This is a genomic window from Rhodoferax sp. WC2427, from assembly GCF_040822085.1.
GTDB lineage: Bacteria > Pseudomonadota > Gammaproteobacteria > Burkholderiales > Burkholderiaceae_C > Rhodoferax_B.
The window spans coordinates 760,199-785,221 of record NZ_CP162006.1 but is presented as its reverse complement, the minus strand read 5'-3'; the positions used below and the strand labels follow the sequence as shown (position 1 = coordinate 785,221).

General features: G+C 65.5%; 28 protein-coding genes. 11 read left to right on the top strand and 17 right to left on the bottom strand.

The annotated features are described in order from the left end of the window. Nucleotides 1-78: 78 nt before the first annotated feature. The 3 genes from lolD to AB3G31_RS03745 form a co-directional block, all read right to left on the bottom strand. Entirely contained in the window at nt 79-771 is a 693-nt protein-coding gene (lolD, locus tag AB3G31_RS03755) for a lipoprotein-releasing ABC transporter ATP-binding protein LolD (protein WP_367848882.1), read from the bottom strand. Next, nucleotides 764-2,020, bottom strand: coding sequence for a lipoprotein-releasing ABC transporter permease subunit (locus AB3G31_RS03750; RefSeq protein WP_367848881.1), 1,257 nt, complete (start codon nt 2,018-2,020; stop codon nt 764-766). Before AB3G31_RS03750 ends, lolD begins: the two co-directional genes overlap by 8 nt. 148 nt (nt 2,021-2,168) lie before the next feature. Then, nucleotides 2,169-2,477, bottom strand: coding sequence for a BON domain-containing protein (locus AB3G31_RS03745; protein WP_367848880.1), 309 nt, complete (start codon nt 2,475-2,477; stop codon nt 2,169-2,171). 181 nt (nt 2,478-2,658) lie between these two features. Between AB3G31_RS03745 and AB3G31_RS03740 the strand changes: the two genes are divergently transcribed. Continuing rightward, nucleotides 2,659-3,462, top strand: a complete 804-nt coding sequence (locus AB3G31_RS03740; RefSeq protein ID WP_367848879.1) for a class I SAM-dependent methyltransferase — start codon at nt 2,659-2,661, stop codon at nt 3,460-3,462. Between the two features lie 11 nt (nt 3,463-3,473). Here the strand turns inward: AB3G31_RS03740 and AB3G31_RS03735 are convergent, their stop codons facing one another. After that, nucleotides 3,474-3,815 (bottom strand): hypothetical protein, encoded by a 342-nt coding sequence (locus tag AB3G31_RS03735; RefSeq protein ID WP_367848878.1) that lies wholly within the window; start codon nt 3,813-3,815, stop codon nt 3,474-3,476. 170 nt (nt 3,816-3,985) lie between these two features. Here AB3G31_RS03735 and AB3G31_RS03730 point away from each other — a divergent pair, with 170 nt between their 5' ends. Both AB3G31_RS03730 and AB3G31_RS03725 read left to right on the top strand, forming a co-directional pair. Then, nucleotides 3,986-5,458 (top strand): PLP-dependent aminotransferase family protein, encoded by a 1,473-nt coding sequence (locus tag AB3G31_RS03730; RefSeq protein ID WP_367848877.1) that lies wholly within the window; start codon nt 3,986-3,988, stop codon nt 5,456-5,458. Between the two features lie 403 nt (nt 5,459-5,861). Then, nucleotides 5,862-6,218 carry a hypothetical protein gene (locus AB3G31_RS03725; protein ID WP_367848876.1) on the top strand — a complete coding sequence of 119 codons (357 nt, stop codon included), beginning with the start codon at nt 5,862-5,864 and terminating at the stop codon, nt 6,216-6,218. On the opposite strand, the gene AB3G31_RS03720 is transcribed toward AB3G31_RS03725, so the two are convergent. From AB3G31_RS03720 to AB3G31_RS03705, 4 genes are all read right to left on the bottom strand, one after another. Then, the gene (locus tag AB3G31_RS03720) at nt 6,215-7,099 is read right to left on the bottom strand and encodes an SMP-30/gluconolactonase/LRE family protein (RefSeq protein WP_367848875.1); all 885 of its coding nucleotides are present in this window, start codon (nt 7,097-7,099) and stop codon (nt 6,215-6,217) included. The two genes, AB3G31_RS03725 and AB3G31_RS03720, sit on opposite strands and share 4 nt — an antisense overlap. Nucleotides 7,100-7,225: 126 nt before the next feature. Further along, nucleotides 7,226-7,987 carry an SDR family NAD(P)-dependent oxidoreductase gene (locus tag AB3G31_RS03715; protein ID WP_367848874.1) on the bottom strand — a complete coding sequence of 254 codons (762 nt, stop codon included), beginning with the start codon at nt 7,985-7,987 and terminating at the stop codon, nt 7,226-7,228. Between the two features lie 10 nt (nt 7,988-7,997). After that, complete coding sequence (locus AB3G31_RS03710; RefSeq protein ID WP_367848873.1) at nt 7,998-9,728, bottom strand: IlvD/Edd family dehydratase; 1,731 nt, start codon at nt 9,726-9,728, stop codon at nt 7,998-8,000. A 105-nt stretch (nt 9,729-9,833) separates the two neighbouring features. Beyond that, nucleotides 9,834-10,634 (bottom strand): FadR/GntR family transcriptional regulator, encoded by an 801-nt coding sequence (locus tag AB3G31_RS03705; RefSeq protein ID WP_367848872.1) that lies wholly within the window; start codon nt 10,632-10,634, stop codon nt 9,834-9,836. Between the two features lie 187 nt (nt 10,635-10,821). Here AB3G31_RS03705 and AB3G31_RS03700 point away from each other — a divergent pair, with 187 nt between their 5' ends. Next, complete coding sequence (locus AB3G31_RS03700) at nt 10,822-11,745, top strand: 2-dehydro-3-deoxygalactonokinase (RefSeq protein ID WP_367848871.1); 924 nt, start codon at nt 10,822-10,824, stop codon at nt 11,743-11,745. Nucleotides 11,746-11,747: 2 nt separating this feature from the next. After that, nucleotides 11,748-12,371 carry a 2-dehydro-3-deoxy-6-phosphogalactonate aldolase gene (locus tag AB3G31_RS03695; RefSeq protein WP_367848870.1) on the top strand — a complete coding sequence of 208 codons (624 nt, stop codon included), beginning with the start codon at nt 11,748-11,750 and terminating at the stop codon, nt 12,369-12,371. 134 nt (nt 12,372-12,505) lie between these two features. Here the strand turns inward: AB3G31_RS03695 and AB3G31_RS03690 are convergent, their stop codons facing one another. From AB3G31_RS03690 to AB3G31_RS03665, 6 genes are all read right to left on the bottom strand, one after another. Then, nucleotides 12,506-12,919: a DoxX family protein gene (locus tag AB3G31_RS03690; RefSeq protein ID WP_367848869.1), complete on the bottom strand. Its 414-nt coding sequence runs from the start codon at nt 12,917-12,919 to the stop codon at nt 12,506-12,508. Nucleotides 12,920-12,943: 24 nt separating this feature from the next. Then, nucleotides 12,944-13,447, bottom strand: a complete 504-nt coding sequence (locus tag AB3G31_RS03685) for a tetratricopeptide repeat protein (protein WP_367848868.1) — start codon at nt 13,445-13,447, stop codon at nt 12,944-12,946. A 222-nt stretch (nt 13,448-13,669) separates the two neighbouring features. Further along, complete coding sequence (locus tag AB3G31_RS03680; protein ID WP_367848867.1) at nt 13,670-14,587, bottom strand: L-lactate dehydrogenase; 918 nt, start codon at nt 14,585-14,587, stop codon at nt 13,670-13,672. 67 nt (nt 14,588-14,654) lie between these two features. Beyond that, nucleotides 14,655-15,245 carry an NAD(P)H-dependent oxidoreductase gene (locus tag AB3G31_RS03675; protein WP_367848866.1) on the bottom strand — a complete coding sequence of 197 codons (591 nt, stop codon included), beginning with the start codon at nt 15,243-15,245 and terminating at the stop codon, nt 14,655-14,657. A gap of 80 nt (nt 15,246-15,325) precedes the next feature. Further along, on the bottom strand, nt 15,326-15,790 hold the full coding sequence (locus tag AB3G31_RS03670) for a TIGR02594 family protein (protein WP_367848865.1): 465 nt from the start codon (nt 15,788-15,790) through the stop codon (nt 15,326-15,328). After that, nucleotides 15,787-16,473: an SOS response-associated peptidase gene (locus tag AB3G31_RS03665; RefSeq protein ID WP_367848864.1), complete on the bottom strand. Its 687-nt coding sequence runs from the start codon at nt 16,471-16,473 to the stop codon at nt 15,787-15,789. Before AB3G31_RS03665 ends, AB3G31_RS03670 begins: the two co-directional genes overlap by 4 nt. Before the next feature lie 317 nt (nt 16,474-16,790). Between AB3G31_RS03665 and AB3G31_RS03660 the strand changes: the two genes are divergently transcribed. Then, nucleotides 16,791-17,432: a glycine zipper 2TM domain-containing protein gene (locus AB3G31_RS03660; RefSeq protein WP_367848863.1), complete on the top strand. Its 642-nt coding sequence runs from the start codon at nt 16,791-16,793 to the stop codon at nt 17,430-17,432. Nucleotides 17,433-17,769: 337 nt separating this feature from the next. Then, a complete protein-coding gene (locus AB3G31_RS03655) occupies nt 17,770-18,078 on the top strand; it encodes a BON domain-containing protein (protein ID WP_367848862.1) in 309 nt (102 codons plus the stop codon). 97 nt (nt 18,079-18,175) lie between these two features. Here AB3G31_RS03655 and AB3G31_RS03650 read toward each other — a convergent pair whose 3' ends face one another. Then, complete coding sequence (locus tag AB3G31_RS03650) at nt 18,176-18,721, bottom strand: 2'-5' RNA ligase family protein (RefSeq protein ID WP_367848861.1); 546 nt, start codon at nt 18,719-18,721, stop codon at nt 18,176-18,178. Nucleotides 18,722-19,012: 291 nt separating this feature from the next. Between AB3G31_RS03650 and AB3G31_RS03645 the strand changes: the two genes are divergently transcribed. From AB3G31_RS03645 to recJ, 3 genes are all read left to right on the top strand, one after another. Continuing rightward, nucleotides 19,013-19,321, top strand: coding sequence for a BON domain-containing protein (locus AB3G31_RS03645; RefSeq protein ID WP_367848860.1), 309 nt, complete (start codon nt 19,013-19,015; stop codon nt 19,319-19,321). Nucleotides 19,322-19,438: 117 nt separating this feature from the next. Continuing rightward, complete coding sequence (locus AB3G31_RS03640) at nt 19,439-20,392, top strand: phosphoglycerate mutase (protein ID WP_367848859.1); 954 nt, start codon at nt 19,439-19,441, stop codon at nt 20,390-20,392. 237 nt (nt 20,393-20,629) lie between these two features. After that, nucleotides 20,630-22,354 carry a single-stranded-DNA-specific exonuclease RecJ gene (gene recJ / locus AB3G31_RS03635; protein ID WP_367848858.1) on the top strand — a complete coding sequence of 575 codons (1,725 nt, stop codon included), beginning with the start codon at nt 20,630-20,632 and terminating at the stop codon, nt 22,352-22,354. A gap of 26 nt (nt 22,355-22,380) precedes the next feature. On the opposite strand, the gene AB3G31_RS03630 is transcribed toward recJ, so the two are convergent. Together AB3G31_RS03630 and AB3G31_RS03625 are read right to left on the bottom strand one after the other, a co-directional pair. After that, nucleotides 22,381-23,523, bottom strand: a complete 1,143-nt coding sequence (locus AB3G31_RS03630) for an ABC transporter substrate-binding protein (RefSeq protein WP_367848857.1) — start codon at nt 23,521-23,523, stop codon at nt 22,381-22,383. 35 nt (nt 23,524-23,558) lie between these two features. Then, nucleotides 23,559-24,008, bottom strand: a complete 450-nt coding sequence (locus AB3G31_RS03625) for a type II 3-dehydroquinate dehydratase (RefSeq protein ID WP_367848856.1) — start codon at nt 24,006-24,008, stop codon at nt 23,559-23,561. A gap of 144 nt (nt 24,009-24,152) precedes the next feature. On the opposite strand from AB3G31_RS03625, the gene AB3G31_RS03620 reads away from it, so the two are divergent. After that, nucleotides 24,153-24,947: an IclR family transcriptional regulator gene (locus AB3G31_RS03620; protein WP_367848855.1), complete on the top strand. Its 795-nt coding sequence runs from the start codon at nt 24,153-24,155 to the stop codon at nt 24,945-24,947. Nucleotides 24,948-25,023 lie beyond the last annotated feature (76 nt).

Sequence of the window (25,023 nt, the reverse complement as noted above, 5' to 3'; positions counted from 1 at the left end):
TACAAAAATACACAATTTATCGAGTGTACGCCTGCGTAACCAGGGTGCAAATCGGTGTTTATACAGCGGATGGCAGGTTCAAGCCGCGGCGAATTGCCCCAGGTTCAGGCGCAAAGTGCGTCCGCAGCGGGCCGCCAAAGTCTCGTCGTGGGTCACCAGCACAAAGGCCGTGCCCTGGTCGCGGGCGAGTTGCAGCATCAGTGCAAACACGCCGTCGGCCGTGTTGCGGTCCAGGTTGCCGGTAGGCTCGTCGGCCAGCACGCAGGCGGGCCGGGCGACCAGGGCGCGGGCGATGGCCACGCGCTGGCGCTCGCCGCCCGAGAGTTCGGCGGGCCGGTGGTGCACGCGGTCCTGCAAACCCACCAAGGCCAGAATTTTCATGGCCTCCTGAGCCGCCTGGGCACGCGGCAGTCGGCGGATCCACAAGGGCATGGCCACGTTGTCCAGCGCGCTGAATTCGGGCAACAGGTGGTGGAACTGGTAGACAAAGCCCAGGTGCTGGTTGCGCTGGCGGCCCTGCTCGGCTGCGTCCCACCGGGCCATGTCGTGGCCATGGAGCTGCACCGCGCCGCTGCTGGGGGCATCGAGCCCGCCCAGCAGGTGCAGCAGCGTGCTTTTGCCCGAGCCGGATGCGCCGACGATGGCCACGGTTTCGCCCGCAAACACCTGCAGGTCCACGCCCTTGAGCACGGTCACGTCCAGGCGGCCCTCAGAAAAACGCTTGGTCAGGCCCGTAGCCTGAAGAACGGGGTTATCAGCGGGCTTATTCATAACGGAGCGCTTCAGCAGGATTGACACGGCTGGCGTGCCAGCTGGGGTAGATGGTGGCCACGAAGGCCAGGATCAGCGAGATCACCGCGATCGGAACGATGTCGGCCTGCTGCGGCTCGCTGGGCATGCGGCTGATGAAATACACCTCGCGCGGCAAAAAGCTGGCATGGAACAGCTGCTCCAGCGCGGGCACGATCACGTCGATGTTGAAGGCAATGCCCAGGCCCAGCAGCAGCCCGGCCAGCGTGCCGATGACGCCCACCATCGCGCCCTGCACCATGAAGATGCCCATGATGCTGCGCGGGCTGGCCCCCAGGGTGCGCAGGATGGCGATGTCGGCGCGCTTGTCGGTCACCGTCATCACCAGGGTGCTGACCAGGTTGAACGCGGCCACCGCGACGATCAGTGTGAGGATGATGAACATCATGCGTTTTTCCAGCTCCACCGCGGCGAACCAGGTCTTGTTCTGCTGCGTCCAGTCGCGGATCAGCAGGTTGCCGCTGAGGCTGTTGGCCAGCTGCTGGGCCACCTGGCGCGCCTGGTGCAGGTCTTGCAGCTTGACGCGGATGCCGGTGGGGCCTTCCAGGCGGAAGATGCGCTCGGCATCTTCCATGTGCAGCATCAGCAGGGCCGAGTCGTATTCATAGTGGCCGGACTCGAAGGTGCCCACCACCGTCATCTGCTTCAGGCGCGGCACCACGCCCGCCGGGGTGACCTGGCCGCTGGGGGCAATCAGTGTGACCGGGTCGCCCACGCGCACGCCCAGGCTGCGCGCCAGGTCGATGCCCAGCACCACGCCGAACTGGCCAGGCACCAGCTTGGCCAGGGTTTCCTTGGGCAGGGCCACGGCCAGGTCGGTGACCTCGCCCTCGTGCGCCGGGTCGATGCCGCGCACTATCGTGCCTTTCATGTCCTCACCGCGCGCCAGCAGGGCTTGGCTAGCTATAAAAGGTGCAGCACCGATGACGGCGGGGTTCTGCTTGACCTCGGCCAGGGTCTTGGCCACGTCGGGCAGCGCCTCGCCATTGGGGGCGAAGATTTCAATGTGCGCCACCACCGACAGCATGCGGTCGCGCACCTCTTTCTGAAAGCCGTTCATCACGCTGAGCACGATGATCAGCGCCGCCACGCCCAGCGCAATGCCGAGCATGGACACACCCGAGATGAAGTTAATGAAGCCGTTGCGCCGGGTGGCCCGGCCCGCCCGCGTGTAGCGCCAGCCGACCAGGAGTTCGTAAGGGATTTGCATGGAGCAGGTGAGAGAGGAGACGGGGGTGATTGTGGCAGCTTGGCCGTACCGACCTGTTCCAACGCCAAAAGCGGTGGAAGCTATCTTTTCAATAGCTGCCACCGCTCTACAGATAAGCGCAAGAGGGCTAAAACGCCCTCAGAGGTGTTTATTCGTTGCTGTCGCTGGAGAAGACACGCACGCTGCTATAGGCATTGGTCACGCCGGGCACGGTGCTGGCGATGTAGCGGGCCTTGGCGTCTTCTTGCGGGCCCTGGGCCCAGCCGTGCAGGGTCACGGTGCCGTTGCTGGCGGTGACGGTCAGGTCCTTGGCATCGCTACCCAGCTGGGTGCTGATGGCGGACTGGACCGAGTTGGCCAGGTCGGCGTCGTTGGTGGCAGCGTGGGCGGGGAGGAACGCACCGGCAGCCAGGGCGAACAGGGCGGAAGCAGCGATGCGGTTGAAAGAGCGGGTCATGGTGGGATCCTTTGGGTTGTAGCACCAAGACTGGTGCAGTGTTTTGCGATGGGGTGATCTTCCCAAGCGGCGGCGGCTTGTGTGTGTCGGCAAGCCGGTGGCTGTGTTGCAACTGCAATCCCTCGTGTTGCGCTTGTCTTTTGGTCGGTACGCACTAGTATTTGGCGTTTAGGAACGCCCCATGGCAAACGGCCCGTTGGAAGACTGGAAGCAGCAACAGCGTGCCATCTGGGCATCGTTTACACCCATGGCCGTGTTCACCCTGCCGGTGGCGGCGCACTTGGTGCGGTTTGCGGGCATCCAGGCGGGGGAGGCGGTGCTGGACGTGGGCACTGGCACCGGCATCGTCGCCCTCACGGCGGCCCGCGCGGGCGCACGGGTCACGGCGCTGGACCTCACGCCCGAGCTGCTGGTGCAGGCGCGCGACAACGCCGCCATCGCCCGCTGTGAAGACATCGTCTGGACCGAGGGCGATGCCGAGCAACTGCCCTACCCCGACGCATCCTTTGACGTGGTGCTGAGCCAGTTTGGCCACATGTTTGCCCCCCGCCCCGCCCGGGTGGTGGCCGAGATGCGCCGCGTGCTCACACCCCAGGGCCGTATCGCCTTTGCCACCTGGCCACCCGAGCACATGGTTGGCAAGATGTTGGCTTTCCTTGGCCGCCACGCGCCGCCGTTGCCCGAAGGGGCCTCACCGCCACCGCAGTGGGGCCACCCCGCCACCATCGCCGAGCGCCTGGGCGGTGCGTTCAGCCCGCCGTTTTTCGCGCGCGGCGCCATGCAGTTGCCCGCCCTCAGCATCCCCCACTACCGCCTGTTTCTGGAGCAGACCATCGGGCCGATGCAAAAACTCGTCGCCAGACTGGCCAGCACGCCCGCGCAGCTGCAGCAGTTCCGCGCCGAGTTCGAAGCCATTGCCGCCGACTACTTTGTCGACAACCACGTGCACCAGGACTACCTGCTGACGCGTGCGCAAGCCCGGTAAATATTTAAAGGCTAAAACTGGCCCCTACGCTTACGGAATAAGCACAAGGCGCTATCAAAACAGGAATAAAGCCAAGGCAGCACCCCCCAACCGGGCCGTGCCACTGCACTGACCTGGGCTGCGCCCACGGCCTCCATCTGCATCCATCCCGCCAGCTCCACCCGGTGCCGCTCCCCAGCGCTCAGCAGCACCGGCAGCTCCACCCACATCCCCGCCATGTAGGCCATCACATGCAGGCGCACCGCGCCCTGCTGCACGGTAATTTCGGCCCCGCAGGGCAGGCGCTCCCAGGCCCGCTGGGCGGCTTGCAAGTGCAGGGTGAACAGAGGTTCTGGCGCAACAAGGGTGGACATACAAGACCTTTTGGTGAAAGAGCCTGTAGCGTAAAAAATCCAGCCCGCGCCGAACAGCCACAGACCCCACCCATCTGTACCGTAACAGTGCAGAAGATTGGCATCTGTTATGGTCTGTTTTACCGCCGTCTGTACCTGTTCAGCCCGCGCGCCATGCCGCACCATGCGCCATGTCCACGTCCATGCCCACCCAGCCCAAATACCAGCACCTCGCCGAGCACTACCGCAGCGCCATCCACGCAGGCAGCCTGCTGCCCGGCCACCGCATGCCGTCGCTGCGCGAAGTGGTGCGCCAGCACACGGTCAGCCTGTCCACCGCCATGCAGGTGTGCCGCCTGCTGGAGAGCGAAGGCTGGCTGGAGGCGCGGCCCCGCTCGGGCTACTTTGTGCGCCAGGCACCGGCGACTGCGAAACTGGCCCCGGTGAACGACCCACCGATGCAGCGCGCGCCCGACCCGGCGCAGTACGTGGGCATCCACACCAAGGTGTCTGAATTTCTGGCGCTGGGGCGCATGCAGCGCTTCAAGACCAACCTGTCCACCGCCCGCTGTGCCCCCGAGCTCTACCCCGCCAAAGCCCTGCAGCAAGCCGCCCAGCGCAGCCTGCGCCTGGACCCCGAGCAACTGGTGCGCGCCGCGCCGCCGCAGGGCTGCATCGAGTTCCGGGAGGTACTGGCCCAGCGCGCGCTGCTGGCGGGCATGCGGCTGTCGGCGGCCGACATCCAGGTCACCAACGGCTGCACCGAGGCGCTGAACCTGGCCCTGCGCGCCGTGGCCCAGCCCGGCGACACCATCGCGGTGGAGTCGCCCACCTTCTACGGCCTGCTGCAAACCCTGGAAAGCCTGGGCCTGAAAGCGCTGGAAATCCCCACCAGCCCGCGCACCGGCATCTCGGTGGACGCGGTGGAACTGGCCCTGCGCAACACCCCGGGCATCAAGGCCGTGGTGGTCATCCCCTACCTGCAAAACCCCACCGGCAGCATCATGCCCAGCACCCACAAACAAGCCCTGCTGCGCCTGTGCCAGCAGCACGACGTCGCCCTGGTGGAAGACGACACCTACAGCGCCCTGGTAGACGACAGCGTGCTGCGCGACGAGCCCCTGCGCGCCATCAAGTCCTGGGACGACAGCGGCCATGTGGTGTATTGCGCGTCGCTGCACAAATGCCTGGCCCCCGGCCTGCGCCTGGGCTGGATCAGCGCCGGGCGCTGGCAGACCCGGGTGGAGATGCTCAAGTTCGCCGCCTCGCGCAGCAACGAGCGCCTGGCCCAGCGCGCCGCCGCCAGCTTCATGGCCTCGCCGGCTTTTGACCGCTACCTGCGCCACCTGCGCGCCACCCTGGCCACCCAGCGCACCCAGACCGCCCAGGCCGTGGCCACCTACTTCCCGCCCGGCACCCGCCTCACCGTGCCGCGCGGCGGCCTGTCGCTGTGGATCGAGCTGCCCCACGGCCTGTCGGCCACCGCCCTGTTCCACGCCGCCCTGGCCGAGAACACGGTGATCGCCCCCGGCACCATCTTTACCAACTCCAACCGCTTCGAAAGCCACCTGCGCGTCAACTGCGGCTGGCCCTTCACGCCCGAGGTGGACCGGGCGTTTGCGCGGCTGGGGGAGCTGGTGGGGGAGTTGGCAAAAGCACCCTAAGCCGATGATATGAAAGGGATTTCAGGAAGAATGGGCGGTTTGTGTAAATTCACCTGAAACTGCGTCTGACCGAAGCCATTTTTTCGAAAGATTCTTGATGGGATGGAAAGCATGTGCGATTTTTGCGAGCGCGGAACCGGGTTACTTCGGTACCAAGCCCCAACACCAACCACAACGGGCCGATGCCTTATGCCACCAGCTCGGTTTAGCGGGCTACGTACGCAGCGGTGAATCGGATCTCGTATCCGCCCTGTACCCCTCGTCAGGGGTACTCTCGGTAGGGGCCTATCCCCATGGAACTATCGTCTGCGAAAGGGACCTGCCGGGTCTTTTTTTTGACACCCAAGCCCGCCAAGCCATCCAGGGAGCCAAGGTCCAACGGCCAGACGTCAAGACCCAGCTGTTGAACCTCTATCCCACGGGCCAGGTGCTGGCGATCGTGTTGCACAGCGTCGTAAACCTCTGGGGCTACAGCCTGTATGCCCAGGGGCAACTGGTGCGCTCTGCCGCCGGGGCATCCGATGACGGCCTGTTTGCCAATATCGGGGCGCCATTGCCCGAAGAGTCACGCGTTTTAGACATGTGCTCCATCGAAAACGTGGATGAAGAGGGCTATGGCGGAGACCTGGTTTTTGATGTTGCCAGCCGCTTCCTGGGCGGGCGTATCGATGCACTCGAGAGCCACACCTTGGCCCTGAGCCAGTACGAGAAGCGAAGCGGCTTCTCATCCCTGGTCAAAAGACTGTTCGCGCGCGCCTAGCCCCACACCCCCGGCACCACCCCGCGCACGCCGGTGCGCAGCACAAACGCCGAGCCCGCCAGCGGCTGCTGGGCCAGTTGTTCATCGGACAAGCCCACGCGCGCACTCGTCACCAGCATCAGATCCAGGTTCTCGCCGCCAAAGGCCACGTTGGTGATCTGGCTGGCGGGCATGTCGATGCGTTGCAGCTCGTCGCCGGCCAGGTTGAAGCGGCGCAGGCAGCTGCCGCCCCAGAAGGCCACCCACACATGGCCTTCGGCGTCGAAGGTCATGCCGTCGGGCTCGCCGTCTTCGGGGGCGAAGGTTTTCCAGAGGTTTTTGTTGTGCAGCTGGCCGTCGGCGCTGAGCCGGTAGCAGTAGATGCTGCGCAGCAGGCTGTCGGTGTGCAGCAGTACGCTGCCGTCGGGCGAGATGGCGGGGCCGTTGGCGATGTGGATGTTTTGTTCCACCACCTCGATGCGCCCATCGGGGTGCAGGCAGGCAAGCTGGCCCAGGGGCAGCTGGGGGTTTTCATGGTGCATGGAGCCGGCCCAGATGCGGCCACCGGCATCGGCTTTGGCATCGTTGAGGCGCAGGCCAGGCTGGTCAGGGTGCGGGGAGCCCAGGCGTTCGATCTTCAGCGCGGGCTCCAGGGTGAGGCGCACAAAGCCGGACTGGAAACCGGCGATGAAGCCCTGGCCGTCGGCGCAAGGCACCAGCCAGCCCACCATCTCGGGCATCTGCCAGCTCTGGCGCACGTCGGTGGTGGGCGACCAGCTGTGCACCGCCTGGCCGCGGATGTCCACAAAGAAGAAGCGGCTGCTGGCGGCATGCCACAGCGTGCCCTCGCCGAGTTGCAGGGTGGCGGGCCAGATCGGGGTGACAGTGCAGGGCAAAGGCATGGTGGATGCTCGCTATCTATTTTTAATTAAAAAACTGTAGCTGCTCACGCCTATGGAATAAGCGCTGGCAGCTTATTTTCAGGTGAAATCTTGGCCCTAAAACCTAAAAATGGCTTTCCGCAGGGCTCAGGTCCAGCCCGCGTCCACCACGAAGTCCTGGGCGGTGACCATGCGGCTGTCGTCGGCTGCCAAAAACAGCGCCATGTGGGCCACGTCCGCACCGACCACGCGGCCCGGCAGGCACTGGTTGTCGTCCATCAGGCGCTCGCCCTCGGCATCGACCCACTGGGTGAGCTGCTTCTCGGTCATGATCCAGCCGGGGGTCAGGGTGTTGACGCGGATGTTGTCGGGGCCCAGGTCGCGGGCCAGGCTGCGCGTGAGGCCCACGGTGGCTGACTTGCAGGTGGCGTACAAGGGGTAGCCCTTGCCCTTGATCATCCAGCTCACCGAGCCCAGGTTGACGATGGCCCCGCCGCCCATGCGGCGCATGCCGGGCACCACGGCCTGGACGGCGAAGAAGGCGGGCCGCAGATTAATGGACACCCGCCAGTCGAAGTCTTCGGGGGTTACATCCATGATGTCGTGGCGCTGGTCGTTGGCCACGTTGTTGACCAGCACGCTGATGTCACCGTGCGCGGCGGCGGCCTGGGCAATGGCGGCCTGCAGCGCAGCCACGTCGCTGGCTTCGCTTTGCAAAAACAGCGGTGCGGGGCCGACTGCGCTGGCTTCGGCCAGCACCTTGGCGGCCGATGCAGCGTTGCGGCCCGTAAAGGCCACCTTGGCACCCTGGCGGGCAAAGCCCACCACCATGTCGGCACCGATGCCGGAGCTGCCGCCGGTGATGAACACGCTGCGGCCCTCTAGGCTGGGGTAGTGGGCAGTTTTCATGCAGGCCTCCTCAATGTGAATCGCGGGGCACGGCATCGCCACGGCAGCCCACCAGAAAGTCCAAATCTGCGCCTTGGTCGGCTTGCAGCACGTGGCGGTGGTACAGGCGCACGTAGCCGGAGGCAGGCTCGGGCGGAGCCACCCAGGCCAGGCGGCGGCGGGCGAGTTCTGCGTCGCTCACGTGCAGGTGCAGGCCCCGGCCCGCCACGTCCAGCTCGATCTCGTCACCGTCTTGCACCAAGGCCAGCGGGCCACCGGCGGCGGCTTCGGGCGCCACGTGCAGCACCACGGTGCCAAAGGCGGTGCCGCTCATGCGCGCGTCCGAGATGCGCACCATGTCGGTAATGCCCTGCTGCAGCAGCTTGGGCGGCAGGCCCATATTGCCCACCTCGGCCATGCCGGGGTAGCCCTTGGGGCCGCAGTTCTTCAGCACCATCACGCTGTTGGCGTCGATGTCCAGGTCCGGGTCCATGATGCGTTCTTTGTAGTGTTCGATGTTCTCGAACACCACGGCTTTGCCCCGGTGCTGCAGCAGGCGGGCCGTGGCGGCAGACGGCTTGATCACCGCGCCCTGCGGGGCCAGGTTGCCGCGCAGGACGGCCAGGCCGCCCTGCTCCACCAGCGGTTTGTCCAGCGGGCGGATCACCTTGTCGTTGAAGCACTCGGCGTGCTCGATGTTTTGCGCCTGGGTGCGGTTATTGACGGTGATGGCGTCGCCGTGCAGCAGGCCAGCTTCCAGCAGGCGCTTCATCACCACCGGCAGGCCACCGGCGTAGTAGAAGTCTTCCATCAGGTATTCGCCCGACGGCATGAGGTTGACGATGGTGGGGATGTCGCGGCCCAGGCGGTCCCAGTCGTCCAGCGACAGCGGCACGCCCATGCGCCCGGCAATCGCAATCAGGTGGATCACCGCATTGGTCGAGCCGCCAATGGCCCCGCAGACGCGGATGGCGTTTTCAAAAGCTTCGCGGGTCAGCACGTGGGACAGGCGCATATCGCGCTCGACCATGTCCACAATCATGCGGCCCGAGCGCTGCGCCAGCTCCAGGCGGCGCGAGTCCACGGCGGGAATGGCGGCATTGGTGGGCAGGGACACGCCCAGCGCCTCAACCATGCTGGCCATGGTGCTGGCCGTGCCCATGGTCATGCACACACCAGCAGAGCGCGACATGCAGCTTTCGGCCTGCATGAACTGCGGCAGGGTCATCTTGCCTGCGTTCACAGCCTCGGAGAACTTCCACACGTGGGTGCCCGAGCCGATGGGCTCGCCGCGGTAGTTGCCGTTGAGCATGGCGCCGCCCGACACCACCAGCGTGGGCAGGTCGACACTGGCCGCGCCCATCAGCGTGGCGGGGGTGGTTTTGTCGCAGCCCGCCAGCAGCACCACGCCGTCCAGCGGGTGGGCGCGGATGGCCTCTTCCACGTCCATGCTGGCCAGGTTGCGGTACAGCATGGCGGTGGGGCGCATCAGGGTCTCGCCCAGCGACGACACCGGGAATTCGACGGCAATACCCCCGGCCTGCAGCACACCGTGCTTCACCCGCTCGGCGATCTGGCGGAAATGCTGGTTGCAGGGGGTGAGCTCGCTCCAGGTGTTGCAGATGCCGATGACCGGGCGGCCATCGAAGCTGTCGTCGGGCAGGCCTTCGCTTTTCATCCAGCTGCGGTGGATGAAGTTGTCTTTGCTGGTGCCGCCAAACCAGTGTTGGGAACGGCGTTTTTTAGGGGATTCGGTGGTCATGGCGGTGGTATGGGGGAATGCGCTGTCGCGGATTAATAAATCATACAAATGCGGCTGCATTCTACGATCAGGACAAACCCTTGGGGCCGCCCACAGCCCCTGCTGTTACACCGATGGGCCCGAAGAATGGGCCACATGGCCTGCGGCAGGCACCGCCTCGGCTGGGCCGTCGGACAGCATGGCCGAGCGCTGCATCAGGTCGCGGGTGTCCGACAGCATCACCGCCATACGGTGCAGGGCCCGCTGCGCGTCGCCCGCGCGGATGGCGTCCAGCACCTTGCGGTGGTCGGGCAGCGCGTCGTGGAAATCGCCCGCCTTGCGCGCAGAAATGCCCAGCAAGGCCTCCAGCGCACTGCCGATGATGGCGGCCAGCGGCACCAGCAGCGGGTTGTTAGTGGCCTGCAGGATGGCGCTGTGGAAGGCCAGATCGGCCTCCACCCATTCGTTCACATTGCTGGCGCCCTCCATGGCGTGAAAAGCCTCTTCCAGCACGGTCAACTGCTCGGCACTGCGGCTGCGCGCGGCCAGGGCGGCAGCGGCGGGCTCGATGATTTCGCGCATTTCGGTCAGGTGGCGCAGGAACTGCGGGTCCGGCCCGGTGGCGCAGCGCCAGGACAGCACATCGGGGTCGAGCATGTTCCAGCTAACCTGCGGGCGCACCCAGGTGCCCACCCGGGGGCGCGACTCCAGCAAGCCCTTGGCGGCCAGCACCTTGATGGCCTCGCGCAGCGCGGTGCGGCTCACGTCCAGCGTACGGCACAGCACCTCTTCGTTGGGCAGCAACTCACCCGCCGGGTAGGCACCACCCACCACGGCGTGGCCCAGGGACTTGACCACCTGCCCGTGCAGATTCCGCCCCGAGTAGGTAGCCGAGACACTTTGATTCGAGGGAGACCGCATCAGCATCAACATCACTCCAAGGAAAGCCGCGTGGGCTGCCACGCACATTGGCCACATTGGGCACTAACGCAGCTGCATTGTGACACCACAACCGAATAATAAATCATACAATCAACCACCTTATGGCGGGCCAACGCCCCCAAAACGTCTTCGACCCTGCCCGGCAATGCCCAAGGCTTCACCCTCGACACTCATGACAGCAACATACACCCCCTGGATCGGCGTGGACTGGGGCACCACCCACCGCCGTGGCTACGCACTCGATGCCTTGGGTACCTGCACCACCGAAGCCAGCGACGACCAGGGCGCACTCACCACCCGCGGGCGTCACGCCGAATCCCTGGCCGCCTGGCTCCCTGCATTGCATGCACCCGCCGACTGCCCGGTGGTGATGTCCGGCATGGTGGGCAGCGCCTTTGGCTGGCAAGAAGCCCCCTACCTTGGCCCCGAGGTCCCGCTGGAGGCCTTGCCGCAACACCTGGTGCACATTGGCGGCGACCCGCACCGCAGCATCGTGCCCGGCTACTGCGTGCGTGATGTGGCAGGCCAGCCCGACGTGATGCGCGGCGAAGAAACCCAGTTGCTCGGCGCGGTGGCCATGGGCCTGCGCAACGGCTGGTTCGTGCTGCCCGGTACGCACAGCAAATGGGTGCTGCTGCACGATGGCCGCATCCAGCAATTGCGTACCTACATGACCGGCGAACTGTTCGCCCTGCTGTCGACCAACGGCACCCTGGCCGCGGCCTCCCAAACGGCCCAGCCTGCCAGCACCGCGCCCCTGTGGAGCCAGCCCGCCTTTGCCGACGGCGTGGCCGCCGGAGCCCCCGGCGCGCTGGCGCACCAGCTGTTTGCCTGCCGCGCCCGCGTGGTCACCGGCACCATGCCCGCCAGCCAGGCCCTGGCCTACCTGAGCGGCCTGCTGATCGGCAGCGAGCTGCAAGACGTGCTGCAAGATTTGGGCAACGCAGGTAGCAACCCATTCCACCTGATTGGCTCCCCCGCCCTGGCCGAGGCCTACCAGGTCGCCGCCCGCCAACTGGGCAGCGCCCTCACCCTGCTGTCGCCGCGCGACGTGATCCTCAGCGGTTTCCACTACATCCAAACCCACAAGGCCTGACCATGACGATCCATACCCCCCGCCTCCCGCTCGTCGCCATCCTGCGCGGCCTGGACGTGGACTCCGCCGAAGCCGTGGGCCAGGCCCTGTTCAGCGCCGGTTTCCGCATCCTGGAAGTGCCGCTGAACCGCCCCGGCGCACTGGAATGCATCTCCATCCTCTCCAGCATCGCCCCGGCCGACGCCCTGGTGGGCGCAGGCACGGTACTGCGCGTGGCCGACGTGGACGCGGTGCAGGCCGCAGGCGGCAAACTGATCGTCTCGCCCAACTGCAACCCCGAAGTGATCCGCCACAGCGTGGCCCACGGCCTGTTCAGCGCGCCCGGCATCGCCACTCCCACAGAAGCCTTCGCCGCCCTGGAAGCCGGTGCCCACGCCCTGAAAATCTTCCCCGCCGAGCAGGTCGGCACCGCGGGCCTGAAAGCCCTGCTGTCGGTATTGCCCAGCGGCACCCCCATCTGGCCCGTAGGCGGCATCACGCCCGAGAGCATGGCCACCTGGGTCAAGGTAGGCGCCACCGGCTTCGGCATCGGCGGCCAGCTCTACGCGCCGGGCACGCCTGCCGACCAGGTGAAGGCGCGCGCGGAGGGGTTTGTGGCGGCTTGGAAGGCTTGCCGGGTGGGGTGATTTGCTATGGAATACGTAGCTTCTTGTGCTTATGGGATAAGCATGGGAAGCCTAAAACATCCACAACTCAACCTACAAAAGAAAACACATCCGCATCCCGGGCGGAATGCGTGGCGCCATGATTGCAGGGGTGGCTATCGGTGATTCAACTTGCTATCCATGCTCCATTCGCCCGCCCCAAATGCCACCAACAGGCACAAGCCACCCGCAATGGCCAGGTCCTTGAAAAACATGATGTGCTCGACCATGGCGTCGTTGCCCGACAGGGCCCAGAATTTGTGAAAAAAGACTGCTGCGGCAACGGTGAAGATGGCCATGGCTGCGGCGGCCAGACGCGTTTGAAGGCCTGCCAATAGGGCCAGTGAACCGCCCACTTCCACTGCAATGGCAATGCCGGCGCCGAGCGAGGGAAAGGGCAGCCCAGCCGAGCCGATGTACTCGGCAATGCCACCAAAGTCATTGATTTTTCCGATGCCCTCGGGCAGAAACAGCGCCACAAAAAGCAATCTTCCCGCAAGCGCCAGCGCGTTTTGTAGATTGTTGCCCATACGCGCTTTCTGCCGAAAGCAGTGCTACTGCGGGTGGGTTGATTCGTACTGCTTCAATGACTGCTTCAAATCAGAATACTCTTCACAACCAAAGGTGCAAAGCTTGCTGAGCGATGCGAGTTGCTCCTTGGCCTTGGGGACATCGTTGATTTGAAGGTAGGCCTCTCCCAGGTACTCATGGGCGCCACGGTGTTTGGGGTCGATGCGCAGTGCCTCCGCGTACTCTGAAAACACCAGCGACATGTCGGGGTTAGGCCCTTTGCGCGTGGTGTACGCGAGCAGATTGTGGTAGTCGGCGTTGCCAGGAGTGGATGCAATGGCCTTCTTCAGCAAAGCTTGGGTTCCAACCCAGTCCTGTTTGGCAATCCCGTCTTTCGCGGCGCGAATGACGGGGTCTTTCACCACGTCGCCGCCAGAGGACTTGCCGCCTCCCCCAGAACTGCCACCGCCACCGCCCCCACCGGCGCCATAGGCGACCGAACTGAGGACCAGCACCACCATACCAAGCGCACGTAATGTGGGTCTCATTGGGCTAACCTGCCTTTCCCAGCGTGGAAGAGTTCACACAGGTATTTATTCTAGTTTTCGCGCGGAATAAGGCAAACAGGCATCCACTACGCCCCTTCGGTCGCCTCGAGATTTTTACCAATCGAAAGGCACGTTCACCCGTTTTTCCTGGTGGCGCATGTTCGGTGATTTATAGGACCCGTTTGCCGACCCGGGTCTGCGTTCCACGCCGGGCCAGCCCCCTCACGCCACCGACGCGATCGCCGCCCGCAGCACATCGGCCGACTTTTCCAGCGCTGCGCGCTCCTGGGCATCCATGGCGGGCTCCAGCACCTGCACCGCGCCCTCGGCGCTGACGATGGTGGGCAGCGACAAGGCCACGCCATGCAGGCCCAGTGCGCCGGTCTGCACGCGGGTGACGGTGAGCACGCGGCGCTCGCCGTGCAGCATGCCGTGCAGCAGGTCGGCGGTGACCAGGCCGATGGCGTGGTTGGTGGAGCCCTTGCGCTGGATGATTTCGTAGGCGGCGCGGCGCACCTGGTGGGCGATGTGTTCCTCGTCGGCGGGCGTCCAGCCCGCCCAGCGGCGCAGCGCCACGCCGCCCACTTCGGCACCCGACCACAGCACCACTTCCGAGTCGCCATGCTCGCCCACCAGCTGGGCATGGATGGAGCGCGGGTCCAGCGCCAGCCGCTGGCCCAGGATCTGGCGCAGCCGCGCCGTGTCCAGCATGGTGCCGGTGCCAATGACGCGCTCAGGCGGCAGGCCGGAGGCCTGGGTAAAGTCAAACACCAGCACGTCGATGGGGTTGCTGACAATGACCACGATGCCCTGGTAGCCGCGCAGCTGCAGGGCGATGTTGCGCAGGATGCCCAGGTTCTCTTTCAGCAAATCCAGCCGCGACTGGCCGGGTGCGCCGCCTTTGCCGGCAGTGATGACGATGGCCTGGGTGTCCCGCATTTCGGCCAGCGACCCGGCCCGCACCTGGGCCGACGGGTAGTAGGCCGCGCCGTGTGCCAGGTCCATGGCCTCGCCCTCGGCCAGGCCGTCGCGCGCATCAAACAACAACACCTCTTGCGCCACCCCCGCCTGCAAGGCCGATATCGCCACGCTGGCGCCGACCCAGCCGGTGCCGATGATGCCAATGGAAGGTGTGCGCATGGGTTTCCTTTGCTGTGAAAGGCCCCAGCCTACACCGTGGTTGGCTGCAGCTCTGTGCGTTAGCGCATCAAGCAGCCAACGCCCCCATCTTGCGCAGCTTCAACAGCCAGTCTTGCACGCCGTCTTCACCCAGCTGTTCGACCTGGCCGATCAGCGTTTCATGGATCGGTGCGATGCCCACAAAACCCAGGATATTGCGCTCCAGCGAGCGCACGCTGTGCGCCCGGAAGTAGTAGCGGTACACCAGGGCCGGCATGCCCATGGTCACCACGAGTCGGGCCGAACGCCCCGTCAGCCCCTTGCCACCAAAGGGGTTGCCGTTGCTGGCGTTGAAGGCGAACCCGGGCCGGGCAATCTGCTCCAAAAAGCCTTTCAGCAAGGCTGGCATATCGCCCAGCCACAGAGGGAAAAACAGCACCAGGTGTTCGGCCCAGGCGATGTCGGCCTGCGCGGTCGCCAGGCCGGGCGGCAGCGCGCCATGCGCCCAATCCTGCTGGCGGCGCAGCAGCGGAAAGTCCAAGTCCGCCACCCGAACCCGGCGCACCGTGTGCCCGGCCTCCTCGGCCCCTGCGGCATAGGCATTGGCCAGGGCTCCGCAGAGGTGCTCTTGCGTGTCGTCGGGGTGGCCTTCGATGAAAACGATACGCCGTGCGTCCATAAGCTGCTCCTGCTGTAGCCCAAAGCCCATGGTGGCATGGCCACGGACTAGCGGCTTGACACACGTCAAGCCCGCCGGGATTAGCCGGGTGAAACGCCTGCAGGCCAGCGGTAGCCCAGCACCGAGGCCAGCGGGTAGCTGTTTTCGCACACGCAGTCCAGCTGGTTGCCGCCCAGCAGCAGCACCTGGTCGCCCTGGGTGCGCAGGTAAAAGCCCACATGGCCGGTCCAGCCCGTGGGGTTGTCGCGGGTCAGCACCACGATGCAGCCGGGCACGGGCGCGTCCAGCGGTTGGCCCCAGTCCAGCCACGAGCGGGCCAGGGCCGAGCCGGTGCCGGGTATGCCCACCTGGGCCAGCGTCCAGTTCACAAACGACGAGCACCAGGCCGCCTTGTCGTCATAGCCCGCGATGTTGGTGCCTGCGTGGTAGGCGGTGATGCGCGGGTTGCTCTGGCCGGGCGGGGCGGTGCGCACGCCCTGCTCGCTGGCGGCCACCCGCATCCAGGTGGCGGTGGATGCCGACGTAGCGAAAGGCAGGGGCGTCAAAACAGCCCCTGCGGCACCTTGTCGGCCTTGGTCTCCACCGGGTTGGCAGCCAGCCAGTTGGCCGGGTACTGGCGCATGAATTCCTTGGCTTTTTCGATGCGCACCGTGAGCCAGGCGTCCACCGCGCCTTCGTTGAGGATGACCGGCATGTGTTTGTCGTTGCCTTCGGGGCCGTAGCGGCGCATCAGGGCGTGGTTGTTGGCGTTGACGGTCAGCACGGTGTAGCTAAGGAAGGGCACGCCGTCGGGCCCGGTCCAGCTGGCCCACAGCCCGGCCACGCCCATGGGCTTGCCGTCGATACGCGAGATGCGCGTGGGCACGGCCTTGCCGCTGCGCCAGTCATCCACATAAAACGCCTGCATGGGCACGATGCAGCGCTGGTTTTGCAGCCAGGCATCGCGGAAATTTTGCGTGGTGCTGGCCGTCTCGGAGCGGGCGTTGACCAGCTTGGGCGCGCGCAGCTTGCCGTCGGACACCGACTTGACCCAGTGCGGCACCAGGCCCCACTGGGCGGGGGTCAAGACACGCGACGCAGGCGCATCGCCCTCGGCCGCCACCGGCCGGATGCAAAACCCCGGCTTGCGCGGCCACATGTCGCGCTCGCCCAGGGCGCTGGGCGGTTCGACGCCGAAGGCATCCTGGTAGGTGGCGGCTTGTTGCAAGGATTCGTAGTGGGTGGTCATGCGGGGATGGTAGCGCTGGTCGTGCCAGGCCCGGCAAGCCCGGCAGATGCCAACCTGGGCACGCCCACCGAAAGACTGCGGGCAGCCCCTCAAAAATTCAGTATCTTTTAGGCACCTGGCGCTTACTCCATCAGCATAATAAGCTATATTATAAATAGCAATTACGCCGGGTACGGCGCAGGCAAACTCGCCGCCGTGTGCAGGCCCAGGTCAACCACCGAAAAGACTGTGGCGTTGAAAACCCATAGCGTCCCCTTTCTGGCCCCCCATGAGGCCTCCGGCCTCCCCTCTCTTACCCCATACACCCAAATACCACCATGCACACACCTACCGATTCCCTCTCGAAACCCCGCCTGCACCCCATGGTCATCGCCGCCTGCTCGGCCATCGTGCTGGTCTGTGCCGTGGGCACGGCCGCCATCATGGGCTGGCTTCCCAGCTCGGCGGCCCGCAACACGGACGCCAGCAACCTGGCACAACCGGTGGTGATGGCACCCGCCACCGCCCCGGTGGAAGCCCCCGTGCGCGCCCCTGTACGGGCCCCCTCCACGTCCCCACAGATGGCGGCAGCGCCGGTGCGCAACACCACCCTCCACACCGAGCCCCGGCAGCAGGCCGCCATTTGCAGCAACTGCGGCGTGGTCGAGTCCACCCGTGAAATCACCACCGCCGCCCCAGGCAGTGGTGTGGGCGCGGTGGGCGGCGCCGTAGTGGGTGGCGTGCTGGGCCACCAGGTCGGCGGCGGCCGGGGCCGCGACGTGGCCACCGTGCTCGGTGCCCTGGGGGGTGCCTTTGCCGGTAACCACATCGAAGGCCAGGTGAAGGCCTCGCACAGCTACGAGATCGTGGTGCGCCTGGACGACGGCTCCACCCGCACCCTGCACCAGTCCGCGCAGCCCGCCTGGCAAGCCGGTGACCGGGTGAAGGTGGTCAACGGCGCATTGCGCTCCATCGGCTAAGCGCGTTGCAGCGATTCAAGCCAGATCCATTCGGGCCGGTACCGCCATCGCTGCTGGCTGGCTCCCCGCAACGCCCATCCGCCAGAGGTGGGCTGCACACAATGCTTCTCTTTGGATAGTAAAAAACAGGAGCTGCCTGTGCTTACCCGATAAGCGCTAGCGGCCATTTTTACGGTCAAAAAAAGGCCTGGTCATCCAAAAACCAGGGCTCCTCCAGGATTGCAGTTGCAACACAGCCACCGGCTTGCCGACACACACAAGCCGCCGCCGCTTGGGAAGATCACCCCATCGCAAAACACTGCACCAGTCTTGGTGCTACAACCCAAAGGATTCCACCATGACCCGCTCTTTCAACCGCATCGCTGCTTCTGCCCTGTTCGCCCTGGCTGCCGGTGCGTTCCTCCCCGCCCACGCTGCCACCAACGACGCCGACCTGGCCAACTCGGTCCAGTCCGCCATCAGCACCCAGCTGGGTAGCGATGCCAAGGACCTGACCGTCACCGCCAGCAACGGCACCGTGACCCTGCACGGCTGGGCCCAGGGCCCCCAAGAAGACGCCAAGGCCCGCTACATCGCCAGCACCGTGCCCGGCGTGACCAATGCCTACAGCAGCGTGCGTGTCTTCTCCAGCGACAGCAACGACTGAGCCAGCAACAAGGGCTTTTAGCCCTTTCCCGCGCTTCCATACAGCGGCTGCAGCTATTCAAAAGATAGCTGCAGCCGTTTTTGGTTTTGGCGTGGAGTTACCGAGGGGGCCCGTCGGCCGCTGGGCTGGGCGCGAGCGGAAAAACCTGCATTTGCTTCCAAACGCCGGACGCATTCTCCAGTAGAACAACCGCGCTGCAAACGGAGTGGATAGGACCCTTTTCCGCCAGGGCCTGCGACAACTCGGCTTGCGCGGTATCTGCATCGCTGGCGCTGCCATGCGCCACACTGAGATGCGGAATGATGGTCTCGAACTCGCCCCCGAAGGGTGGATAGTCGGGAAACGCCTGGGCCAAAGACTGGGTGAGCGCAATGAACGGAGCGGCAGGCTCTGGGGCCAGGTAGGCCGTGGCCGGGAAGCGCCCCACCACGCCCAACGTGAACGGGAAGGCCGCGATGCCGGCGATGGCGTCCTGAATTCGCTGAACCACGTCCCTGTCAATGCGCTCGGGTGGCATGAACGGATACAGCACGGTGATGTGGGCAGGAACGCCGAGCTTGGCCACGGGGTGGAAGCGATCACGCAAATGCGCGACGTGCGGCTCGGCTTCGGCGACGCGAACGATGAGGCCTGTTTGGGGCATACGCTGAGATTTCTAACAAGGTAAAAACCGCAAAACCTGCGGTTTGCATCGGCTGCTGCGGCCCCAATCTTCCATGGATATCTCCTATCTTTCTAGTCCTCTAGCGCAAATGGTACCTGCACATACAGCTATCCAAAACATAGCATTCACAAAACCCAGGGTTCACCCCAGGATTGCAGTTGCAACACAGCCACCGGCTTGCCGACACACACAAGCCGCCGCCGCTTGGGAAGATCAGCCCATCGCAAAACACTGCACCAGTCTTGGTGCTACAACCCAAAGGACCCCACCATGACCCGCTCTTTCAACCGCATCGCTGCTTCCGCCCTGTTCGCCCTGACCGCTGGCGCTTTCCTCCCCGCCCACGCTGCCACCAACGACGCCGACCTGGCCAACTCGGTCCAGTCCGCCATCAGCACCCAGCTGGGTAGCGATGTCAAGGACCTGACCGTCACCGCCAGCAATGGCACCGTGACCCTGCACGGCTGGGCCCAAGGCCCCCAAGAGGACGCCAAGGCCCGTTACATCGCCAGCACCGTGCCCGGTGTGACCAATGCCTACAGCAGCGTGCGTGTCTTCTCCAGCGACAGTAACGAATAAACACCTCTGAGGGCGTTTTAGCCCTCTTGCGCTTATCCGTAGAGCGGTGGCAGCTATTGAAAAGATAGCTGCCACCGCTTTTGCGTTGGGGCCCAGCCCATCCGGGACAATAGCCGCATGCCCACCCTCCCCCATGTGTTGATTCCTCTGGCCGCCAGCGCGTCGCCAGGCTGCCGCACGGCGCTGGCCACGCTGCGCCTGCCGAACCTGGAGCGCCTGCTCCAGCGCCTCACCCCCACCCTGCGCGACGACGGGCAAGATACCAGCCTGTCGCCGCCGCACGAACGCGCCCTGGCGCGGCACTACGGGCTGCCGGTGGCCGACGGGCTCATCCCCTGGGCGGCCCACGAGGCGGCACAAGACGGTGCCTGGGCCTGGGTCACGCCTTGCCACTGGCAGGTGATGACCGACCACATCGTGATGGCCCCGCCCGACGCACTGGGGCTGGAAGAGGCCGAGTCCCGCGCCGTGCTGGCCACCATGCAACCGTTTTTTGAGGAAGACGGCATCACCCTCACCTACGCGGCACCCACCCGCTGGCGGGCGCAGGGCGAGATCTTTCGCGGTCTGGCCACCGCCTCGCTGGACCGCGTGGTCAGCGGCGTGGGCGCACGCAATGTGGACGAATGGATGCCGCCCACCGCCCAGGGCGGCCCGTTGCGGCGGCTGCAGAGCGAGATGCAGATGCTGCTCTACACCCATGCAGTGAGCGATGCGCGGGCCGAGCGCGGCCTGTTCGCGATCAATTCGTTCTGGGTCAGCGGCAGCGGGGCCCTGCCCCACCCACCTGCATCGCCGCCCGCACCCAAACCTGCACCCACCATGCCGCTGGCCTTGTTGCAGGCCGCGCAGATGGAAGACTGGGCAGCCTGGACCGCCGCCTGGCAGCACATCGACAGCACCGCCTGCGCCGAACTGCTGGCCGCGCTGGACCAGGGCCAGGCCGTGCAACTCACCCTGTGCGGCGAAAGCAATGCCCATACTTTTGAACTGGCACCGCGCGGCCTCATGCAAAAAATATCCAACTTTTTAAGCCCCCAGCGCTTATCCACTGTGCTGGAGCAGCTGTGAATCCTAGATTCCGTAGTTGACCGCTTGTTATCACTTGGAACATCGCATGGTCATTGAATTCTGCAAACCTCTCGTCGCGCATCTCTTGACTGAACCGCGCTACACACCCGATTGCACCACTGGAGCCACGTCTGGGGTTGTTACTCCGCCTGGCGGGCATGAGCCCGCTGCGTTGTCGCGCCTACCCAGCCACGCCCCCAGCGGCACACTCGGGCGCGTCCAACCACGGAATCTAGGATGAAAATAACAGCACGCGACATTCCCCCCCGCGCCGTCTGGGCGCTGGAGCAAGCGGGTGTCCACCCCCTGCTGGCCCGCCTGTTCGCCGCCCGCGGCGTGGACAACAAGGACGCGCTGGACGACGGCCTGGGCCGCCTGCTGCCGCCCGCCAGCATGCTGGGCACGCAAGCCGCCGCCGTCCTGCTGGCCGATGCGATTGCGGCGAACAAGCGCATCTGCATCGTGGCCGACTACGACTGCGACGGGGCCACGGCCTGCGCGGTGGGTGTGCGCGGCCTGCGCCTGCTGGGGGCCCGGCACGCCGACTACATCGTGCCCGACCGGGTGGTGGACGGCTATGGCCTCACCGCCAGCATCTCGCGCCGCGTCAAAGACAGCGGGGCCGACCTGCTGGTGACGGTGGACAACGGCATTGCCAGCTTCGAAGGCGTGGCCGAGGCCAAGGCCCTGGGCCTGCAGGTGCTGGTGACCGACCACCACCTGCCCGCCATGCGCGACGGCCAGATCGCCGTGCCGAATGCGGACGTGATCGTGAATCCCAACCAGCCCGGCTGCAGCTTCGAGAGCAAATCCATCGCCGGGGTCGGCGTGATGTTTTACGTGCTGCTGGCGCTGCGGGCCGAGCTGCGCCAACGCGGTGTGTTTACCGCCGAGACGCAACCCAAGCTGGACCCGCTGCTGACCCTGGTGGCCCTGGGCACGGTGGCCGATGTGGTCAAGCTCGATGCCAACAACCGCCGCCTGGTAGCCCAAGGGCTCAAACGGCTGCGCGCGCAGGCGCAACCGGCGGGACTAGCTGCGTTATTTGTAGCAGCAGGCCGTGTCGCCAAAGTGGCCACCACCTTCGACTTCGGCTTTGCCCTGGGCCCGCGCATTAACGCCGCAGGCCGCCTGGCCGACATGACGCTGGGCATCGAATGCCTGCTGACCGACGACCCGGCCCGTGCCACCGAGCTGGCCACCCTGCTTGACAAAATCAACCGCGAGCGCCGCGAGATCGAGGGCGGCATGCGCGAGCAGGCCATGCTGGTGGCCGAGTCGCTGTTTGACGAATCGGAAGAGCCGCCCCCGGCCATTTGCGTGTTCGACCCCGACTTCCACGAGGGCGTGGTGGGGATCGTGGCCAGCCGCCTCAAAGACAAGCTGCACCGCCCCACCTTCGTGTTCGCCGCCAGCAAGGCCCCGGGCAAAGAGCACGAGCTCAAGGGCTCGGGCCGCTCCATCCCCGGCTTCCACCTACGCGACGCACTCGACCTGGTGGCCAAGCGCCATCCCGGCGTGCTGCTGCGCTTTGGCGGCCACGCCATGGCGGCGGGCTGCACGGTGCACGAAGACCACCTGGCCGCGTTCGAGCAAGGCCTGCAGCAGGTGGCACTGGAGTGGCTGGATGCCGCCACCCTGACGCGCCGCCTGGAAACCGACGGCCCACTGGCGCCCGAATACCGCCGCGCCGAGCTGGTGGACGTGCTGCACAAGGAGGTCTGGGGCCAGGGCTTTGCGCCGCCCACCTTCAGCGAAGAGCTGGAAGTGGTGTCGCAGCGCCTGGTGGGCGAAAAGCATTTGTCGCTGAAGCTCAAGCACCAGGGCCAGCCGGTAGACGGCATCTGGTTCGGCCACACCGAAAGCCTGCCCAACAAGGTGACGCTGGCGTTCCGCCTGGACGTGAACGAGTGGCAGGGCCAGCGGCGGGTGCAGTTCCTGGTGGAAGGGGTGGCCGACTAGCGGCCCCTTTCGCCGCTGTTTCCCGGCTATTTGGCGGACATGGCGGGCAGGATCTGCACCACCTGCTGCTTGCCCTGCTCGACGCGGATCAGAAAGCTTTCGCGGTCCAGGTCGCCGTTTTTGTCGAAGGCCAGGTCCATCAGCACGCCGGGGTTTTGCGCGGCAAAGATCTTGGCACCGTGCAGCGACTCGGCCAGCAGCTTGGAGTCGAACTTGCCGAGCTTTTCGGTCATGGCCTTGACCACGTAGACGCTGATGTAGCCCTTCATGCCGTTGTGCTCGCTCTTGTACTTGTATTCGCTCTGGAAGCGGGCATCAAAGGCCTTGATGCGCGGCTCGGGCGCGTCCACCGTCAGGCCCACGTGGCCCAGCATGCCGTTGGCCGACTCGCCCGCCAGCTCGATGGTCTTCTGGCTCACGGCGGTGGTCTCGCCAATGATGGGCTTGGCATAGCCCTGCTTGCGCAGTTCGCGCAGCGCCCGGGCGGATTCTTCCTCCAGCGTGTACAAAAACAGCGCGTCCGCACCCGACTGCTTGACCTTGAGCACAGCGGCCGAAAAGTCGATCTGCTGCGGGTCGGTGGGCACGTCTGCGGCGACCTTGATGCCCTGGGCTTCCAGTGCCTTCAGCATGGCATCGTGGCCGCCTTTGCCGTAGTCGTTGTTGGTGTACATGACCGCCACGCTGCCGGCCTTCACCGAATCCTTGATGTAGCGCGCCACCTTGGGCATGGAGATCAGCTGCGTGAACGACGAGCGGAACACATACGGGTTGCCCTGCTGGGTGATGCCCGCCGCCTCGCCGCCGGTGAAGTTGGTCACATTGGCGCGCTGGGTCTCCGACATCGTCACCAGCATGGAGCCGGAATGCACCGGCCCCAGCACCACGTAGGCATTGCCGTCAATCGCCTTTTGCGCCAGGGCCTTGGCCACGGCGGGGTTGGTTTGCGAGTCGGCGGGCTGGTAGTCGATCTGCCGCCCGAGGATGCCGCCACTGGCGTTGATTTCTTTCACCGCCAGCTTCACGCCGTTGTTGAAATTGGTGCCCGGCGTGGCACCGCTGCCCGACAGCTCCATGATGCCCGCGAACTTGACAGGGCCGGTCTGGGCGGCTGCGGCGCAGGCGGCGCTGACCAGCAGGGCGGTGAGGGCGTGGTGGATGGTTTTCATGGTTTGTGTCTCCGGATTCAAATAGGAATAACGATTTACAGCGGGTCGGTCGCCAGCGCGTCGGCCACGGCGCGCACGGCCAGCAGGTAGCCGCCCACGCCCAGCCCGCAGATCACGCCCTGCGCCACCAGCGACACCAGCGAATGCTGGTACTGCGCCGTGCGCTGGTGGATGTTGGAGATGTGCACCTCGATCAGCGGCTTGCGCAGCAGCTTGAGTGCGTCCAGCACCGGGATGGAGTGGAAGGAAAAACCGGCCGGGTTGATGACCACGGCGGCATCTTTCTCGTACGCCTCCTGGATCCAGTCCACCAGCACGCCCTCGTGGTTGGTCTGGCGAAAGTCGCAGTCCAGGCCCAACTGGGCGGCCAGGGCTTCGGTGCGGCTTTGGACCTCGGCCAGGGTAGTGGTGCCGTACAGATGCGGCTCGCGCTTGCCGAGCATGTTGAGGTTGGAGCCATTGAGAACAAACAGGGGGTGGGCCATACGGGGTTTCCTTCCAAAGGGCAATGTGGGCGGGCGGCCCCTGGAATGGGCCGCGCCAGACCGCATCTTGGAACCAGTAGAAACACCCCGTTCTAAACCGGAATCTCTTTCTACAATATGGAATTTGCTACACCCGGCCCACCTATGACCGCTGCACTCGACCGGGGACTGGACCTGCTGGAACACCTGGCCGGCCACCCCGAAGGCCTGCCCCTGGCACTGATTGCCGACTCGGCCAACATGCCCAAGAGCAGTTGCCACCGGGTGCTGCTGGCGCTGGTGGCGCGCGGCTACGTGAAGCAGCTGCATGCCCAGGGCGACTATGTGCTGACCACCAAGGTGGCGGCGCTGGGCCTGGGGTTTCTGAGCGGCTCGGGCATCGTGGACATTGCCCAGCCACTGATCGAGCGCCTGGCCGAGGCCTCGGGCGAGCTGGCCCGCCTGTCCATCGTGGACGAAGACCGCCTGACCTGGGTGGCCAAGGCCGAGGGCGGGCGCAAGGGCTTCCGCTACGACCCCGACATGGGCATGGACGCACGCCTGTCCTGCACCTCGTCCGGCCACGCCTGGATGCTGACCTTGAGCGACGAACGCGCGGTGGCCCTGGTGTCGAAGCAGGGTTTTGGCTCGCCCAGGGAATACGGGCCCAAAGCCCCCACCACGGTGAAGGCGCTGTTGGGCTTTTTGCATGCCGCCCGGGTGCGCGGCTACGCGATGATCGATGAGGTGTTTGCCCCCGGCATGGCGGCGGTGGCCGCGCCGGTGCAGCGCCGGGGCCGCCCGGCCATGGCCGTCATCAGCATCGCCGGGCCACGGCAGCGGCTGACCGCCGCGCGCATCCAGGCCCTGGCCCCCGCGCTGCTGGCGGCCACCGAAGAACTGGCGGCAGAGAGCAGTGCCTCGGGCTTGTTTTCAAAAACCCCGCTGGGCAAGGGCTGAAACAGGCTTGTTGGCCATTTAAGCCATTTAGGCCTTTTACGCTGATGGATAGAGCGTAAGCAGCTACTAAATAAAT

What these genes read in the sequence shown, in the direction of transcription:
- lolD (WP_367848882.1), bottom strand. Translation starts at nt 771, where the DNA reads ATGAATAAGCCCGCTGATAACCCCGTTCTTCAGGCTACGGGCCTGACC.
- AB3G31_RS03750 (WP_367848881.1), bottom strand. Translation starts at nt 2,020, where the DNA reads ATGCAAATCCCTTACGAACTCCTGGTCGGCTGGCGCTACACGCGGGCG.
- AB3G31_RS03745 (WP_367848880.1), bottom strand. Translation starts at nt 2,477, where the DNA reads ATGACCCGCTCTTTCAACCGCATCGCTGCTTCCGCCCTGTTCGCCCTG.
- AB3G31_RS03740 (WP_367848879.1), top strand. Translation starts at nt 2,659, where the DNA reads ATGGCAAACGGCCCGTTGGAAGACTGGAAGCAGCAACAGCGTGCCATC.
- AB3G31_RS03735 (WP_367848878.1), bottom strand. Translation starts at nt 3,815, where the DNA reads ATGTCCACCCTTGTTGCGCCAGAACCTCTGTTCACCCTGCACTTGCAA.
- AB3G31_RS03730 (WP_367848877.1), top strand. Translation starts at nt 3,986, where the DNA reads ATGTCCACGTCCATGCCCACCCAGCCCAAATACCAGCACCTCGCCGAG.
- AB3G31_RS03720 (WP_367848875.1), bottom strand. Translation starts at nt 7,099, where the DNA reads ATGCCTTTGCCCTGCACTGTCACCCCGATCTGGCCCGCCACCCTGCAA.
- AB3G31_RS03715 (WP_367848874.1), bottom strand. Translation starts at nt 7,987, where the DNA reads ATGAAAACTGCCCACTACCCCAGCCTAGAGGGCCGCAGCGTGTTCATC.
- AB3G31_RS03710 (WP_367848873.1), bottom strand. Translation starts at nt 9,728, where the DNA reads ATGACCACCGAATCCCCTAAAAAACGCCGTTCCCAACACTGGTTTGGC.
- AB3G31_RS03705 (WP_367848872.1), bottom strand. Translation starts at nt 10,634, where the DNA reads ATGCTGATGCGGTCTCCCTCGAATCAAAGTGTCTCGGCTACCTACTCG.
- AB3G31_RS03700 (WP_367848871.1), top strand. Translation starts at nt 10,822, where the DNA reads ATGACAGCAACATACACCCCCTGGATCGGCGTGGACTGGGGCACCACC.
- AB3G31_RS03695 (WP_367848870.1), top strand. Translation starts at nt 11,748, where the DNA reads ATGACGATCCATACCCCCCGCCTCCCGCTCGTCGCCATCCTGCGCGGC.
- AB3G31_RS03690 (WP_367848869.1), bottom strand. Translation starts at nt 12,919, where the DNA reads ATGGGCAACAATCTACAAAACGCGCTGGCGCTTGCGGGAAGATTGCTT.
- AB3G31_RS03685 (WP_367848868.1), bottom strand. Translation starts at nt 13,447, where the DNA reads ATGAGACCCACATTACGTGCGCTTGGTATGGTGGTGCTGGTCCTCAGT.
- AB3G31_RS03680 (WP_367848867.1), bottom strand. Translation starts at nt 14,587, where the DNA reads ATGCGCACACCTTCCATTGGCATCATCGGCACCGGCTGGGTCGGCGCC.
- AB3G31_RS03675 (WP_367848866.1), bottom strand. Translation starts at nt 15,245, where the DNA reads ATGGACGCACGGCGTATCGTTTTCATCGAAGGCCACCCCGACGACACG.
- AB3G31_RS03665 (WP_367848864.1), bottom strand. Translation starts at nt 16,473, where the DNA reads ATGACCACCCACTACGAATCCTTGCAACAAGCCGCCACCTACCAGGAT.
- AB3G31_RS03660 (WP_367848863.1), top strand. Translation starts at nt 16,791, where the DNA reads ATGCACACACCTACCGATTCCCTCTCGAAACCCCGCCTGCACCCCATG.
- AB3G31_RS03655 (WP_367848862.1), top strand. Translation starts at nt 17,770, where the DNA reads ATGACCCGCTCTTTCAACCGCATCGCTGCTTCTGCCCTGTTCGCCCTG.
- AB3G31_RS03650 (WP_367848861.1), bottom strand. Translation starts at nt 18,721, where the DNA reads ATGCCCCAAACAGGCCTCATCGTTCGCGTCGCCGAAGCCGAGCCGCAC.
- AB3G31_RS03645 (WP_367848860.1), top strand. Translation starts at nt 19,013, where the DNA reads ATGACCCGCTCTTTCAACCGCATCGCTGCTTCCGCCCTGTTCGCCCTG.
- AB3G31_RS03640 (WP_367848859.1), top strand. Translation starts at nt 19,439, where the DNA reads ATGCCCACCCTCCCCCATGTGTTGATTCCTCTGGCCGCCAGCGCGTCG.
- recJ (WP_367848858.1), top strand. Translation starts at nt 20,630, where the DNA reads ATGAAAATAACAGCACGCGACATTCCCCCCCGCGCCGTCTGGGCGCTG.
- AB3G31_RS03630 (WP_367848857.1), bottom strand. Translation starts at nt 23,523, where the DNA reads ATGAAAACCATCCACCACGCCCTCACCGCCCTGCTGGTCAGCGCCGCC.
- AB3G31_RS03625 (WP_367848856.1), bottom strand. Translation starts at nt 24,008, where the DNA reads ATGGCCCACCCCCTGTTTGTTCTCAATGGCTCCAACCTCAACATGCTC.
- AB3G31_RS03620 (WP_367848855.1), top strand. Translation starts at nt 24,153, where the DNA reads ATGACCGCTGCACTCGACCGGGGACTGGACCTGCTGGAACACCTGGCC.